This window comes from Rhodococcus sp. NPDC080181 (assembly GCF_040702225.1).
GTDB classification, from domain to species: Bacteria; Actinomycetota; Actinomycetes; order Mycobacteriales; family Mycobacteriaceae; genus Rhodococcoides; species Rhodococcoides fascians.
The window spans coordinates 13,343-27,166 of the sequence record NZ_JBFBKN010000003.1; the positions used below are offsets into that span (position 1 = coordinate 13,343).

Genomic DNA, 13,824 nt, shown 5'->3' on the forward strand with positions numbered 1-13,824 from the left:
TACCGTCTATCTTGCAACTCGTGCGTTCTTATTTCGGGAGTGAGACATGACGGCGACAGCAGTTCCCTCGGATCGGTCGGGTACCACGGCACCACGGTCGTTTTCGCCGCCGCAGCGCGGTCGGTTGAGTGAGGTTCCGCATATCGCGGGGCTGGTGCTCGGTGTGTTCGCGGCGGCGTTGTTTCTGTGGAGTCTGTCGCCCACTTTGCGGTATCTGGTTCATGCGCCGCGGGAGTATGTCGACACGTATTACTTCGATGCTCCGGATACGAGTTTGTCGTGGGCGTTGGTTGTCGGGTTGTTGGCGGCGGCGTTGGCGAGTCGGAAGCGTATTGCGTGGTGGTTGCTGACGATCTATTTGGTGTTGTTGGCGATCACGAATGTCGCGGAGGGCATCGAGGACAAGAACGTCAGTTCGTGGATTGCGTTGGCGGTTCATGTCGTCGTGACGGGTCTGTTGATCGCGTCGCGCAAGGAGTTCTACACGCGGGTTCGGCGCGGTGCGGTGTGGAAGGCGCTCGGGGTGCTCGTGCTGGGAGCGGCCGTCGGCACGATTGTCGGGTGGGCGTTGGTGGCGTTGTTCCCGGGTTCGTTGCCGGAGGGTCAGACGTTCCTGTGGGCGTTCAACAGGGTGACGGCGTTGGCGACGGTGGACAACGAGCAGTTCGACGGTAGGCCGAACGGTTTCGTCAATACGGCGTTGGGACTGTTCGGAGCGCTGGCGTTGCTCGGTGCCGTGGTCACGTTGTTTCGGTCGCAACGGTCGAGCAATGCGTTGACCGGGCGCGACGAGTCGGCTCTGCGCGGCCTGCTCGACAAGTGGGGTGCCGACGATTCCCTCGGCTACTTCGCGACCCGCCGCGACAAGGGCGTCATCTTCGCCACCAGCGGCAAGGCGGCGGTGACGTATCGCGTCGAGGTCGGGGTGTGTCTGGCCAGTGGTGACCCGATCGGCAACCCCGAGGCGTGGCCACATGCGATATCCGAATGGCTCGACCTGGCCGAGAAGTACGGTTGGACCCCAGCTGTCATGGGGGCCAGCGAGATCGGGGCCACGGCCTACAAGCGGGCCGGCCTGAGTGTTCTCGAACTCGGCGACGAAGCAATCCTGAAAACCAAAGATTTCAACCTCAATGGACGCGAGATGCGTCCCGTGCGTCAGGCCGTCAACCGGTCTCGCAAAGCGGGTGTCGTGGTCACCGTGCGTCGTCATCGCGATATTTCGGCCGAGGAGATGGACGAGATCATTGCCTGCGCGGATGCGTGGCGCGATACCGAGACCGAGCGTGGTTTCTCGATGGCGCTGGGCCGGTTGGGCGATCCGCTCGACGGCGATTGTCTTCTGGTGCAGGCGGTTCAGGGCGAGAAGATCGTCGGTGTTCTGTCGCTGGTGCCGTGGGGTCGGACCGGCGCGTCGTTGGACCTGATGCGCCGCGATCCGGCGTCGCCGAACGGTGTCATCGAGTTGATGGTGACCGAACTTGCCACCGGCGCAGATCATTTCGGTGTCAGCAAGATTTCGCTGAACTTCGCGGTGTTCCGTGCTGCGTTCGAGGAGGGTAGTCGGATCGGGGCCGGTCCGGTCCTGCGAATCTGGCGCAGCGTATTGGTGTTCTTCTCGCGCTGGTGGCAGCTCGAGGCGCTGTATCGCTCGAATGTGAAGTACTTGCCGGAATGGGAGCCGCGCTACCTGTGCTTCGCCGACAATCGGGTGCTGCCGAAGGTCGGTGTCGCGTCGGCCATCGCCGAAGGCTTCTTGACTCTGCCGACCTTTCGGCGCGCCTCGAAGCACACCGGGTCCCACGTCGCGGTGCCGGCAGCGTTGGTCGACGCCGAGGACATTCATCCCGACGGCAGCGGACCCGAGACTCCCGCAGACGACACCGTGCCCGGCCGCAAACGTCCCGACCAGGTACGCGTGCGCATGGCCAAACTCGATCGTCTCGAAAGTGACGGCATCGAGGGCTATCCCGTCGCCTATCCCCCGACACACACCGTCGGTGAAGCGGCGGCTTCGCCCCAGGGCACGACGGTCCGAATTGCGGGTCGAATACTGCGCATTCGCGACTACGGCGGCGTGTCGTTCGCCGTCATCCGGGACTGGTCGGCCGATATTCAGGTGCTGTTCGACCGCGAACGCGTCGGCGACAGAATCGAGGAATTCGATGCCGACTTCGACCTGGGTGACCTCATCGAAGTCAGTGGCACCATCGGATACAGCAGGCGTGGTGAGCTGTCGCTGCTCGCCACCGAGTGGCGAATGAACGCCAAATGCCTGCACCCTCTACCCGACAAGTACCGCGGTCTGACCGATCCGGAAGCGCGAGTACGGCAGCGGTACGTGGACCTGGCGATCAACCGCGATGCGCGCGCGTTGATGATCGCACGCTCGAATGTGGTGAAGTCGCTTCGTGATTCACTGAGCGATCGCGGCTACATGGAGGTCGAGACACCGATCCTGCAGCAGGTACACGGCGGTGCGAACGCTGCCCCGTTCGTCACCCACATCAATGCCTACAACCTGGATCTGTACCTGCGCATCGCACCGGAGCTCTATCTCAAGCGGCTGTGCGTCGGCGGCATGGAGAAGGTCTTCGAGATCGGGCGAGTGTTCCGCAACGAGGGAGCGGACTTCAAGCACAATCCGGAGTTCACGATCCTCGAGGCGTACGAGGCACACAGTGACTACGAGCGCGCAATGGTGTTGTGCCGCGAACTGATTCAGCGTGCAGCCGTGGCAGCGCACGGCCGCGAAATCATCCTGCGGCCCGACGGCCCGGACGGCGAGATGATCGAGATCGACATCTCCGGGGAATGGCCCGTCAAGACACTGCACGGTGCCGTCGCCGAAAAATTGGGTGTTCCCGTCGAGCCGTCGACGCCCCTGGACGAGCTGCAGCGGCTGTGCGACGAGAACGCCATCCCCTACGAGAAGTCGTGGGACGCGGGTGCCGTCGCCCAGGGCATGTACGAGCACCTGGTGGAGGACTACACCGAATTTCCCACCTTCTACAAGGACTTCCCGACGTCGATGTCGCCGTTGACGAGACCGCATCGGAGCATCCCCGGTGTCGCGGAAAAGTGGGACCTGGTGGCGTGGGGGGTCGAATTGGGGACGGCCTACAGCGAGCTGACCGATCCCGTCGATCAACGTCGACGCCTCACCGAGCAGTCGTTGCTGGCTGCGGGTGGCGACGAAGAGGCGATGAGCTTGGACGAGGACTTCCTGCAGGCGCTCGAGCACGGGATGCCCCCGACCGGCGGCCTCGGAATGGGCGTCGACCGCGTCGTCATGCTCATCACCGGCGGCAGCATTCGCGAGACACTCGCATTTCCGCTGGCCAAACCGCGTCAATGACGGTCTTCCCGAGGCGATACTTCACGGTAAAGTTGCAAAACGGGGCGAATGGTGGAAACTGTAGGCTTAAACAAACTTCGAGTAGGCAATGCACGGTGGGGACGAAAACATGGATCACGGGAATCGAACCGAGCGCGAGGCATTGTTTCCCGTGAAACATCCTCCCGGGCGGTACGTCGAAGTGGACGGCCAACGTCTGCATCTGTTCGTCCGGGGAACCGGCCCCACGATCGTTCTCTGCGGCGGCCTGGGCAGTAACTGGTTCGACTGGAACGACACCGTCGATATCTTGAGCGCCCGACATCATGTCGTGGTTCTCGACCGCCCCGGCTTCGGACTCAGCGACCCTCTGCCCGATGGCGCCACTCCCACCGTCCGCGGCGAGGCCGACAGGATCGTCGGCGTCCTCGACGCGCTCGGTGTCACCGAGCCGGCCGTCGTCGCGGGTCACTCGATTGCCGGCTTCTACGCAGAAGCGGTGGCCCGGCTGTACCCGTCGCGCATACGTGGTGTTCTTCTCCTGGACTCGAGCGCCGAGTCCGACCCCCGCCGCATCCTTCCGGCGGCTCTGCGAGTGCGCGCAGCGCATTCCCTGTCGACGCTCCTGAGCCGCACGGGCCTTCAGCGTCTCGTCGGCCCGCGCGTCCGACCGATACTCAACCAGGCGACGCCACCCGACGGCACACCGAAGGACGTCGTCGACTGGGTCGACGACATCTACCGCAGGCCCACCTATCTCACGGCTGCACTCGTCGAAGATGTCGTCTACCCGGACCTCGCGGCCGAACTGAACCGACTTCGGAAGCGATTGCCACTCGTCGTTCCCGTTATCGTCGCGGCCGCCCACACCGGACGCCCGTCCCCGTGGGGACGCAGATGGATCAAGACCCAGCGCAAGCTGGCCACATACTTGCGAGCCGATTTCACCGTCGTCATTCCCGCCCATCACCACGCCATGATCGACAAACCCGCCGAGGTTGCGGCGCTCATCACCGAACTGGTGTGAACCTCTCCCGTCGACGCACGTAACGTGTGTCGACGAGCCCGTAGCCCAAGACCCGAGCCGAAGCTCGGCGATGGCGCGGTAGCACGAGAGGAAATTGAAGATGGGTGCGATCAGCACAACGCAAGGTCGACAGTCGAAGATGCTCGGTCTGGGCGTTCACCGCCCCGAACGGATAGTCACCAACGATGAGATCTGCGAGTTCATCGACTCCAGCGACGAGTGGATTCAGACGCGATCCGGCATCAAGAACCGCCGATTCGCCGATCCCGAAGAAAACGTCGTCCAGATGTCGATCTCGGCAGGCCGAAAAGCACTCGAAGCCAGCGGCATCTCCGCCGAGCAGGTCGACACCGTCATCGTCGCGACCTCCACACACCTCGAACTGACGCCCCAAGCAGCCGCCAAGGTTGCCCACGGACTCGGCACCAAAGGACCGGCCGCGTTCGACATCTGCGCCGGATGCGCAGGCTTCTGCTACGCACTCGCCGTCGCATCGGACCTCGTCAAGGCCGGGACCTCGCAGTACGTCCTCGTCATCGGAGCCGAGCAGCTCAGCGTCACCACCGACCCGTACGACCGCACCACCCGCTTCATCTTCGCCGACGGCGCCGGAGCCGTCGTCGTCGGACAGAGCGACGAAACCGAAATCGGACCCGCCGTGTGGGGATCCGACGGCTCCCAGTCCGACGCCATCGTGCAGACCATCGACTGGTACGACTACATCACCAAAGCCGACGTGGAACGCCCTTGGATCCGCATGAACGGCATCTCCGTCTTCCGCTGGGCTGCATTCGAAATGGGCAAAGCCGCGCAAAAAGTCCTCGAGGTCGCCGGCATCAAAGCCGACGAACTGCACGCCTTCATCCCCCACCAGGCCAACAGCCGCATCACCGAACTGCTGGCCAAAAGCCTCGACCTGTCCGACGGCACCCCGGTCGCCAACGACATCGCCGAAACCGGCAACACCTCGGCTGCGTCCATCCCCCTGGCAATGGAAGAACTGCTGCGCACCGGAAAAGCCAAAGCAGGCGACACAGCGCTGCTCCTCGCCTTCGGTGCGGGACTGTCCTACGCCGGACAAGTCGTCAAACTCCCGAAGTTGTAATCACTCCACCCGTCCGCAGCCCACACCCACCCGCAGTCCACCGACCCGCAGTCCACTCGATGTGACATTCAGTGGCCTTTTCGGCAGTCAATGTCACGTTGAGTGGACTCGGGCCGGGTGGGCTCAGGTTGAGTGCGGGTGGACTCGGGCGGGCTGGGTGCGTGGGCCGAGGGTCTGGCCGAGTCAGCTTTCGGGTCGTAGTGTTGGTTCATGCCCAAGCCTCCGTTGCCCGTTGATGCTGTCGAGTTGCTGAAGAAGGCGAATCCCGCTGTCATGGCGGTGGTTCGTGCCGATGGAACTCCGATCACCGCGCCCACGTGGTATTTGTGGGAGGACGGGAAGATCGTGCTCAATTTCGATGCCTCGCGTAAGCGGCTGGAGCACATTCGGGCGAATCCGAAGGTCTCGATTTCGGTGATGGACGAGGCCAGTTGGTATACGCATGTGACGGTGCACGGTTCGATCGAACTGCAGGACGACCCGGATCTGGTGGATATCGATCGCATCGCGACGCATTACACCGGCGAGCGGTATCCGGTTCGCGATCAGCCGCGCGTGACCGGTTACGTGACCGTCGACGCGTATGTGGGCTGGGGCAAGGTCGGTTCGTAGACGTCGCGTTGCCGCTTGCGACGGCCCAATTCAGGTGCAAGACTCCCGCAATGGTCAATCCGCAGGGTGAAGGTAGCGACGCGTTCGAGAAGGACGAGCCGTACGGGGGTCAGCAGTATCCGCCGTATCAGGACCCGAACACGAGCTACCAGAACCCGCAGCACGGACAACCTCAATACCAAAATCCTCAATACCCGAACCCTCAGTACGGACAACCCCAATACGGTCAGGCCCCGTATGTCGGAGCGGGTTTTCGGCCGGCACCCGCGACGAACACGTTGGCGATCGTGTCGCTCGTGTTGGCGGTGTTGGGTCTGACGTTCATCCCGCTGATCGCGTCGGTGTGTGCGGTGGTGTGTGGCCACGTTGCGAAGGGCCAGATCAAGCGCACCGGCGAGGGCGGGTCAGGATTCGCGACGGCAGGTCTGATCGTCGGCTACGTGTCGATCGCCCTGTTCGTCCTCGTCGTGGCTGCTATTTTCATCTTCGCGATAGCAGCCTCGAATTCATCCACGTATTGAGTTCGGTTGCTGCGCCAGTCGGCCGTTCATCGCTGCGGCCCACAGGCCGGCGATGACTGCCAACGCAATGACGAACAGCGCCAAGGCATTCCATCCGAGTGACTGAAAGACCACTCCGCCGAGCCAGCCCACGACGGACGATCCTCCGTAGTAGAACAGGTTGTACAGCGATGTCGCCTGCGCCCGTCCGTGGACGGCTCGCTGGCCGGTCCATCCCGACGCGATGGCGTGGGCGGCGAAGAATCCCATCGTGAAGATCACCAGCCCGGTGAGGATCACGGCCAGGTTCGACGCCATCGTCAGTGCGACTCCGACGATCATGGTGGCGGTCGATCCGGCGAGGACGATCGATCGGCCGTGCTTCGTCGCCAACTTACCCGCCACTCGCGAGGACACCGTGCCGCTGAGGTAGGCCACGAAGATCAAGCTGATCAGAGACTGTGGAAGACCGAAAGGCGCTGCCTCGAGCCGGAATCCGAGGAAGTTGTAGATCGCCACGAACCCTCCCATCAATAGGAACCCCTGGCCGTACAGCGCCAGCATCCCCGGCTCTCGGAGATTCACCCACAACCGACCGGGTAGTTCGCGAATTCGGCTGTGCACGAGGGTCGTTCGCGGCCGCGGTGCCAACCACACGAACAGTCCCGCTGCCAGCGCCGCGATGACCGACACGGTAAGGGTTCCGATTCGCCAATTGGTCTGTTCTGCAACGGGTCCCGAAACTATTCGCCCCAGCAGACCACCGAGCGTCGTACCGGACACGTAGGTTGCCGCTGCCAGCGCGGTGTGATTGCGGTGCACCTCCTCGCTGAGATAGGCGATCGCAATGGCCGGAAGTCCGCCCAGCGCACCACCTTCGAGGAATCGCAGGACCAGCAGCACCTCGAGCGAAGGCGACAGAGGCACCAGCAAACCCAGTGTCGTCGCGACGAGTATCGAGGCGGTCATCGCTCGAACGCGTCCGATTCGGTCGGCCGCGACCGACCACGGAATGACCGACACCGCGACGCCGACGGTCGCCAGGCCGACGGCGAGCGAGGACTGCGACGGGGTGATGTCGAGACTGGACGCGATCAGCGGCAGAATCCCCTGTACCGAGTAGAGCTGCGCGAACGTCGCCACTCCGGCGAACAGCAGCGCCAACACGAGACGCCGGTACTCGGTCGATCCCTTGGGATGCCCCTCCCACTCCAGGACCTCGGGCTGCGTCGTAGTCATGTCAAAGACGTTAGAAGCGCTCACGGTATACGTCCAATGCATGAGAGACCGACGATCGATACGTCAGCGATATGCTTCACCCATGCGCCGCGAGACCACCGAGCTGCTACCACTTCTGCCGACCCTGGTCGCGGTGGCGGACACCGAGCACATCACCGACGCCGCCCACGTCCTGGGAGTCCCACAACCCACCGTCAGTCGGCAGGTCGCCCGCGCGTCGGCGATCCTCGGCGTCGACATCGTGGAACGACGGGGCCGCGGCATCGTGCTGACCAGTACCGGCCGCGTCCTCATCCCGTATCTTCAACGAGCCCTGAGCGACATCGACGCCGGTATCGACGCCATGACCGAGCACGACGCCCGAGCGCGTGGCCGAATAGCCGTCGCGTTCCAGAACACACTCGGTGAGGACGTCGTGCCCGCACTGATCCGGCACTTTCGCGTCGACCATCCCGCGGTGACGTTCGATCTCGACCAAGGCGCACGTGCACGCTGCCTGGATCGCCTCGCAGATCGCGCGTCCGACCTGGCGTTCGTGTCTTTGAGCGCCGAACACACCGACACGAATTCCTTCCAGCTGTACGACGAGCGGCTGATGCTGGTGGTCCCCGAACATCACCGTCTCGCGTCGCGGAAGACGGTCGATCTCGTCGATACCGCCGACGAGAACTACATCGCCATGGGCCACGGATACGGAATGCGCTCGATCTGTAACGAGCTGTGGGCCGATGCCGGATTCAGCCCGCGCATCGCGTTCGAGGGACAGGACACCCATACCGTGCGCGGACTCGTCGGCGCCGGCCTCGGCATCGCCATCCTGCCGCGGATCCGTGCACACGGCGCCGAGGGTGGAACGGTCGACGTGGGACTCACCCAACCCGCTGCGCGCAGGCGAATCGGCATGGTGTGGGAGCCGGGGACGGACATGCCCCGCCAGGTGGCGGCCTTCCGCTCGATGGTGCAACGCAGTGGACGCACACTCGTGATTAGGTGAGTCGATGCAACTGGTTCTGGTACGGCACGCCCTTCCGCGACGATCGGAGTCCTCGGCCGATCCCGATCTCGACGAACTGGGCGTCGAACAATCCCGCAGAGTGCCCGATGCGCTGGCACGCTTCACGGTGTCTCGAGTCGTGTCGAGTTCGCAGCAACGCGCGATCCGGACCGCGCAGCCACTCGCCGAACGGCTCGGTCTCGAGATCACGACCGACGACCGTCTGACCGAGTACGACCGGGACTTCGGCGGCTACGTTCCGATCGAGGCCGCGAAGACCGAATTTCGCGACGCCTACGACCGCATCAAGGCCGGTCACCTACCCGAGCAGGTCGACGAACAGGCCTTTCGCACGCGAGTTCTCGCCGGAGTGGCCGATATCGTCTCGACCGCCGCGCACTCCGACACCGTTGTCCTCTTCGCTCACGGCGGCGTCGTCAACATGCTGTTGCAAGACATTCTGCAGACCCCGAAAGTGCTCGGATTTCCCATCGACTACTGCTCGGTGACGCGTGTGCTCTTCTCCCGCAGCGGTGCCCGATCGGTCTCGTCGGTCAACGAGACCGCCCATGTGTGGGACCTGTTGCCGCGCAACCGACAATCCACAGAGACCTCTTAAAGTCCCTGGTAGAGGTGCAGAACGGCCGCTGTGGATCGCTCCGAGTGGTCGGTGCGGCCGGCGGTGGCAGTTAGCCTCGAAGTCATCATGGGTGAAATGCGTATCTTCCGACGTCCTGCCGTTGCTCTCGTCGCACTGGCGTTCCCTCTGGTGGCTGTGGGTGCGTTCGCACTCGGCACCGGCTACGACCTGGGCGGAGAATCGACCACGACGACCGCCGTTGTCGCAGACACTCAGCAGGCCCCGGCCGAGGCACAGCAGACGGCCGATCCGCTGTCCAAGGCCAGGAGCAGCCTCAACAGCGCCTCGCTCCCGATCACCTTTCTCTCCAGCGGCATCGGTCAGCTGACCGAAGGCGGAACGCAGCTCAACGACGGCGTCGGCCAACTTGCCGACGGCATCACCCAGGCTCACGACGGAACCATCCAGCTCGCCGACGGGTTCGGCCAGTACCGCGACGGCATCGGCCAGCTCGGTGACGGCGCATCGCAGATCAGCGGGGGTGTCGACCAGGTCGTCGACCAGCTCGCCGGATTCGGAGCTCTGCAGGCCGACTTCACGGCAAAGCTCGCCGCCACGGCAGACACGGTCGATCGCTTCCCGCATCCGGGATCCGACGCGATTTCCGGCGAGATCCGCGGAGTGATCGACAACCTCAACACTCAGGCGTTCGGTCCCGATACGCTCGCTCAACTGCAGACCCTCAAGGGTGGTGCTCAGCAGCTGTCGACCGAACTGAACGACCCCAACAGTCAGTTCCTCGGTGCCACCGCGCAGCTCGGCGACGCAACCGTGCAGTTGCGTGACGGACTCGGCCAGCTCGACGACGGCGGGCAGCAACTCAAGGCCGGCACCGATCAGCTCGTGACGTCGGTGAAACCCGTCGAGGGGATCGTCAACGGCATCGCCACCAATGTGCGCGACGCCTCCGCCGCCCTCCCGACAAAGGCGGCCGCCACGACCGATGACGCCACCTCCGACCAGAACATTGCAGCGACGGCGACGAGCACCGGTACCGGTGCCACCCCGTATCTGATCGCCGCCCTCGTGGCACTCGGAGCTCTCGGCTGCGTCAGCCTCGTGCGGGTCCTGGGCAGGGACACCAAGCCGCGGTGGCTCGCCGTCGGAGCGGCCGTCGCCGCAGTGGGTGTCAGCGCGGCCGTCGCATTCGCCTTCGCCACCGACGCCGCCCTCGGACCGGTGATCGGAGCCGGCGCGTTCCTCATCGTGTCGGCCGCGGCTTATCTCGCCACCGCAGGTGCCATTCAACGAGTGCTCGGTGCTGTGGCGGGCCAGATCGTCAACGTCGTCGCCCTCGTGGTGCAGGTCGTCGTCTGCGGCTTCGCGTACGCATCGACGGCACCGATCTGGGGAGACGTCGCAGCCTTCATGCCGATGAGCTACACCGCCGCCGGTGCCCGCATCATCGCGTCGGGAGAGATGAGCGGGACCGGGTGGCTGGCGATCGGTGCCACGGTGGCGCTGCTTGCCGTCTCGGCACTCGTGTACGTCAGCGCGCGGGCAGGCTCAACCGACGGGCCGGAGCGGGTGGATGGCGGGCGGGGCCGCGAGATGGGCACCGAATTCGCTTAGCGCCTGCTGCAGGTGCGGGGTTTGCATGTGGCCGTCGAGGTCCTCCTGCGATTTCCATACCTCGATGGTGATGAAGGTGCCGGGCTCGACCGCCGACTCGAACAACTTGTAGGAGACGTTGCCGCTCTCCTTGCGTGACTCGGCGACCAGAGCCACGAGCCCGTCGCGCACGGTGTCGATTGCGTCCGGCTTGGCGGTGATCGTCGCGACTACCTCGAGATCGTTGATCATGCGGAATCGGTTCCTTCGTTCGGCGAGACACACTCTTCCTCACCGAACGTACTCCCGACCCACCTAAGGTGAGGTGTCCACGCGGGAAGGGAAGAAGCAGTGAATCAGACGGCAACCGAGGATCGCGCCACGAAGAAGGAATGGCTCGGCCTCGCGGTACTGGTGGTGCCGATCCTCGTGGTCTCCATGGACATGTCGGTGCTGTATCTCGCACTGCCCTTCATGACGGCCGATCTCGAACCCACCAGCAACCAGACCCTGTGGATCCTCGACATCTACGGATTTCTGCTGGCCGGTCTGCTGATCACCATGGGCTCGCTCGGCGACCGTATCGGACGGCGGACCCTGCTGATGGTCGGCGCGGTGGTCTTCGGCGCGGCATCGCTCGCCGCGACGTTCTCCACGTCCCCCGAGATGCTGCTCGTCGCACGTGCTCTGCTCGGAGTGGGCGGAGCCACCATCGCGCCGAGCACACTGTCGTTGATCCGCAACATGTTTCACGACCCTGCGCAGCGCAAGGAAGCGATCGGCCTGTGGACCGCCGGTTTCGCAGGCGGCGCAGCCGTGGGCCCGGTTGTCGGAGGCGTTTTGCTGGAACACTTCTGGTGGGGTTCGGTCTTCCTGATCAACATCCCCATCATGGTCGTGCTCTTCGTTGCGGCCCCGCTACTGGTCCCCGAGTTCAAGGACAGCGACCCCGGAAAGTTCGACCCGATCAGCGTGATCCTCGCGATCTCGTCGATGCTCTCGATCGTGTTCGCCATCAAGCACGGGGCCCAGGACGGTATCGACGCCACGACGATCACCACCGCGATCCTCGGCCTGGCACTCGGCTTCGTGTTCGTCATCCGGCAACGCAAGGCATCGAACCCGCTCATCGACGTGACGCTCTTCGCCGAACGTGCTTTCAGCGCTGCAGTCGTCGTGCAATTTCTGGTCATCTTCTCCATGACCGGCTTCAGCCTGTTCGCCTCCCAGTACCTGCAGCTGGTTCTCGGACTCGGACCACTCCGCGCCGGACTGTGGTTGCTGATTCCCGCTGCCGCAGCGGCGGCCGGTGCCGTCACCGCACCGACGATGAGCAAGGTGATCCCCACCGGCACCATCATTTCGGCGGGCCTGCTGTCCATCGTCTTCGGCTGCGTCGCACTGATATTCGTGCAATCCGACTCCGGCCTGCCGCTGCTGCTGACCGGAATGGCCCTGGTCACGTTCGGAATCGGAGCAGCATCGACTCTGAACTCCGACATCGTGCTGACCGCTGCGGCCCCCGAAAAGGCCGGGGCTGCATCGGCATTGTCGGAAACCGGGGCCGAGCTCGGCGGTGCCGTCGGCATCGCGATTCTCGGCACCATCGGCAGCACCGTCTATCGACACCGCATGGAGGACGCCATCCCGGCGGGCACACCGGCCGAGATCGCCGATCCGGCCCGCGAAACCATCGGCGGCGCAATAGCCGTGGCCGACTATCTGCCGGAGCCATTCGCATCGCAGTTGACCGACGTAGCGCACTCGTCCTTCATCGACGGCTTCAACCTCGCCGCCGGTACGAGCGCCGTGCTGATGTTCGTCAGTGCCGTCGTCGTGTTCCTGTCGCTCCGTCGGGTTCCTGCTAGTACGTCGTAGTCAGACCGCGTCGGCGAGGTAACGCGCCAACCACCGCGTCGCCGACACTCCGTCTCCGACGTCGTAAGTCTGATATTCCTGGTGGATGCCCGAGCGGTAGAAGGCCTCGATTTCCCGCTGACGCTGGGCATTGGCCTGATCCGACAGCTGCCCCTGAAGTACGGGAAGTCCACCGGACGCAGCGAGGTCGGCGATCAACGATTGTGCTTCCTGGGTGTACTGATCTGCGACGTCGGGCGCGGGGTTGGACGACACGGCGAGGAAGCCCGCGAGTCGCGCCACGTAGTCGTCCTTGGGCGTCGAGCAATACAGATCGCCGACGGCGCAGAACGTGCGCACCACCGGACTGACGTAGCCGAATCCACCGACCCTGGGTCCACCGACGCCGGTACCCACCACAGGGGGACCGACCAGGGCGTCGGTGTCCGACCGCTTCGGGTCGGAGACGAGCCCGACCGCCACCACCTTGTCGGCCGGAACCACCCCGAGACCGGTTCCGATGGACGCGGCGAGATCACCGGCCGCGTCCGCTCCCTGGCTGTAACCGATGATGCCCAGCTTCGTTGCGCCGCAGCGATCCGCCATCGCCTTCAGCATTCCGCCTGCGTTGGTGACGGCAGCAGCACGGGACTGCCCGTACACCTCGCCCTCCCACGGGAACGCGGTGGCGGGATACGAGACGTACTCGGTGAGGATGTCCCCGCCGAGACGATCGGTGACGTCGGTCAGCATCCCCGGCTTCGGCGCAGCACCGGAGCTGGTCTCCCACGTTCCCGGAATCGCGACGACGTACATCGAGGGACAACCGCCGGGATCGGCGACGGCGGGCGATGCCCCGACGACCAGACCGGACGCAACAGCTGCAGCGACGCCGACACCGGCGCAGAATTTCTTGACACTCATGGGGAGGGGGCCTCACTGGGTGATCGAACGCTTCTTGT

At 64.3% G+C, this 13,824-nt stretch carries 12 protein-coding genes; 9 read left to right on the forward strand and 3 right to left on the reverse strand.

What is annotated here, in order from left to right; genetic code table 11:
* Positions 1 to 124: 124 nt before the first annotated feature.
* The 5 genes from lysX (at position 125) to AB0O58_RS04120 (ending at position 6,602) form a co-directional block, all read left to right on the forward strand.
* Complete coding sequence (lysX, locus tag AB0O58_RS04100; RefSeq protein WP_366237994.1) at positions 125 to 3,358, forward strand: bifunctional lysylphosphatidylglycerol synthetase/lysine--tRNA ligase LysX; 3,234 nt, start codon at positions 125 to 127, stop codon at positions 3,356 to 3,358.
* A gap of 109 nt (positions 3,359 to 3,467) precedes the next feature.
* Positions 3,468 to 4,364: an alpha/beta hydrolase gene (locus AB0O58_RS04105; RefSeq protein ID WP_174557189.1), complete on the forward strand. Its 897-nt coding sequence runs from the start codon at positions 3,468 to 3,470 to the stop codon at positions 4,362 to 4,364.
* Positions 4,365 to 4,464: 100 nt separating this feature from the next.
* Positions 4,465 to 5,469: a beta-ketoacyl-ACP synthase III gene (locus tag AB0O58_RS04110; protein WP_135045147.1), complete on the forward strand. Its 1,005-nt coding sequence runs from the start codon at positions 4,465 to 4,467 to the stop codon at positions 5,467 to 5,469.
* Between the two features lie 210 nt (positions 5,470 to 5,679).
* Positions 5,680 to 6,081 carry a PPOX class F420-dependent oxidoreductase gene (locus AB0O58_RS04115; protein WP_032367602.1) on the forward strand — a complete coding sequence of 134 codons (402 nt, stop codon included), beginning with the start codon at positions 5,680 to 5,682 and terminating at the stop codon, positions 6,079 to 6,081.
* 50 nt (positions 6,082 to 6,131) lie between these two features.
* Entirely contained in the window at positions 6,132 to 6,602 is a 471-nt protein-coding gene (locus AB0O58_RS04120) for a DUF4190 domain-containing protein (protein ID WP_287453547.1), read from the forward strand.
* On the opposite strand, the gene AB0O58_RS04125 is transcribed toward AB0O58_RS04120, so the two are convergent.
* Complete coding sequence (locus AB0O58_RS04125) at positions 6,588 to 7,820, reverse strand: MFS transporter (RefSeq protein ID WP_283541667.1); 1,233 nt, start codon at positions 7,818 to 7,820, stop codon at positions 6,588 to 6,590. The genes AB0O58_RS04120 and AB0O58_RS04125 overlap by 15 nt on opposite strands.
* Before the next feature lie 82 nt (positions 7,821 to 7,902).
* On the opposite strand from AB0O58_RS04125, the gene AB0O58_RS04130 reads away from it, so the two are divergent.
* The 3 genes from AB0O58_RS04130 to AB0O58_RS04140 all read left to right on the forward strand — a co-directional run bounded on the left by AB0O58_RS04130 (position 7,903) and on the right by AB0O58_RS04140 (position 11,026).
* Positions 7,903 to 8,814, forward strand: a complete 912-nt coding sequence (locus tag AB0O58_RS04130) for a LysR family transcriptional regulator (RefSeq protein WP_283541666.1) — start codon at positions 7,903 to 7,905, stop codon at positions 8,812 to 8,814.
* 4 nt (positions 8,815 to 8,818) lie between these two features.
* Positions 8,819 to 9,433: a histidine phosphatase family protein gene (locus AB0O58_RS04135; RefSeq protein ID WP_287453544.1), complete on the forward strand. Its 615-nt coding sequence runs from the start codon at positions 8,819 to 8,821 to the stop codon at positions 9,431 to 9,433.
* A gap of 96 nt (positions 9,434 to 9,529) precedes the next feature.
* Positions 9,530 to 11,026, forward strand: a complete 1,497-nt coding sequence (locus tag AB0O58_RS04140; RefSeq protein WP_363796919.1) for a phage infection protein — start codon at positions 9,530 to 9,532, stop codon at positions 11,024 to 11,026.
* Here the strand turns inward: AB0O58_RS04140 and AB0O58_RS04145 are convergent.
* Positions 10,961 to 11,254, reverse strand: coding sequence for a putative quinol monooxygenase (locus tag AB0O58_RS04145; protein WP_032367959.1), 294 nt, complete (start codon positions 11,252 to 11,254; stop codon positions 10,961 to 10,963). The genes AB0O58_RS04140 and AB0O58_RS04145 overlap by 66 nt on opposite strands.
* Before the next feature lie 102 nt (positions 11,255 to 11,356).
* On the opposite strand from AB0O58_RS04145, the gene AB0O58_RS04150 reads away from it, so the two are divergent.
* Positions 11,357 to 12,883 (forward strand): MFS transporter, encoded by a 1,527-nt coding sequence (locus tag AB0O58_RS04150; RefSeq protein ID WP_032400898.1) that lies wholly within the window; start codon positions 11,357 to 11,359, stop codon positions 12,881 to 12,883.
* Here the strand turns inward: AB0O58_RS04150 and AB0O58_RS04155 are convergent, their stop codons facing one another.
* Positions 12,884 to 13,786 carry a cutinase family protein gene (locus AB0O58_RS04155; protein ID WP_032400897.1) on the reverse strand — a complete coding sequence of 301 codons (903 nt, stop codon included), beginning with the start codon at positions 13,784 to 13,786 and terminating at the stop codon, positions 12,884 to 12,886.
* Positions 13,787 to 13,824 lie beyond the last annotated feature (38 nt).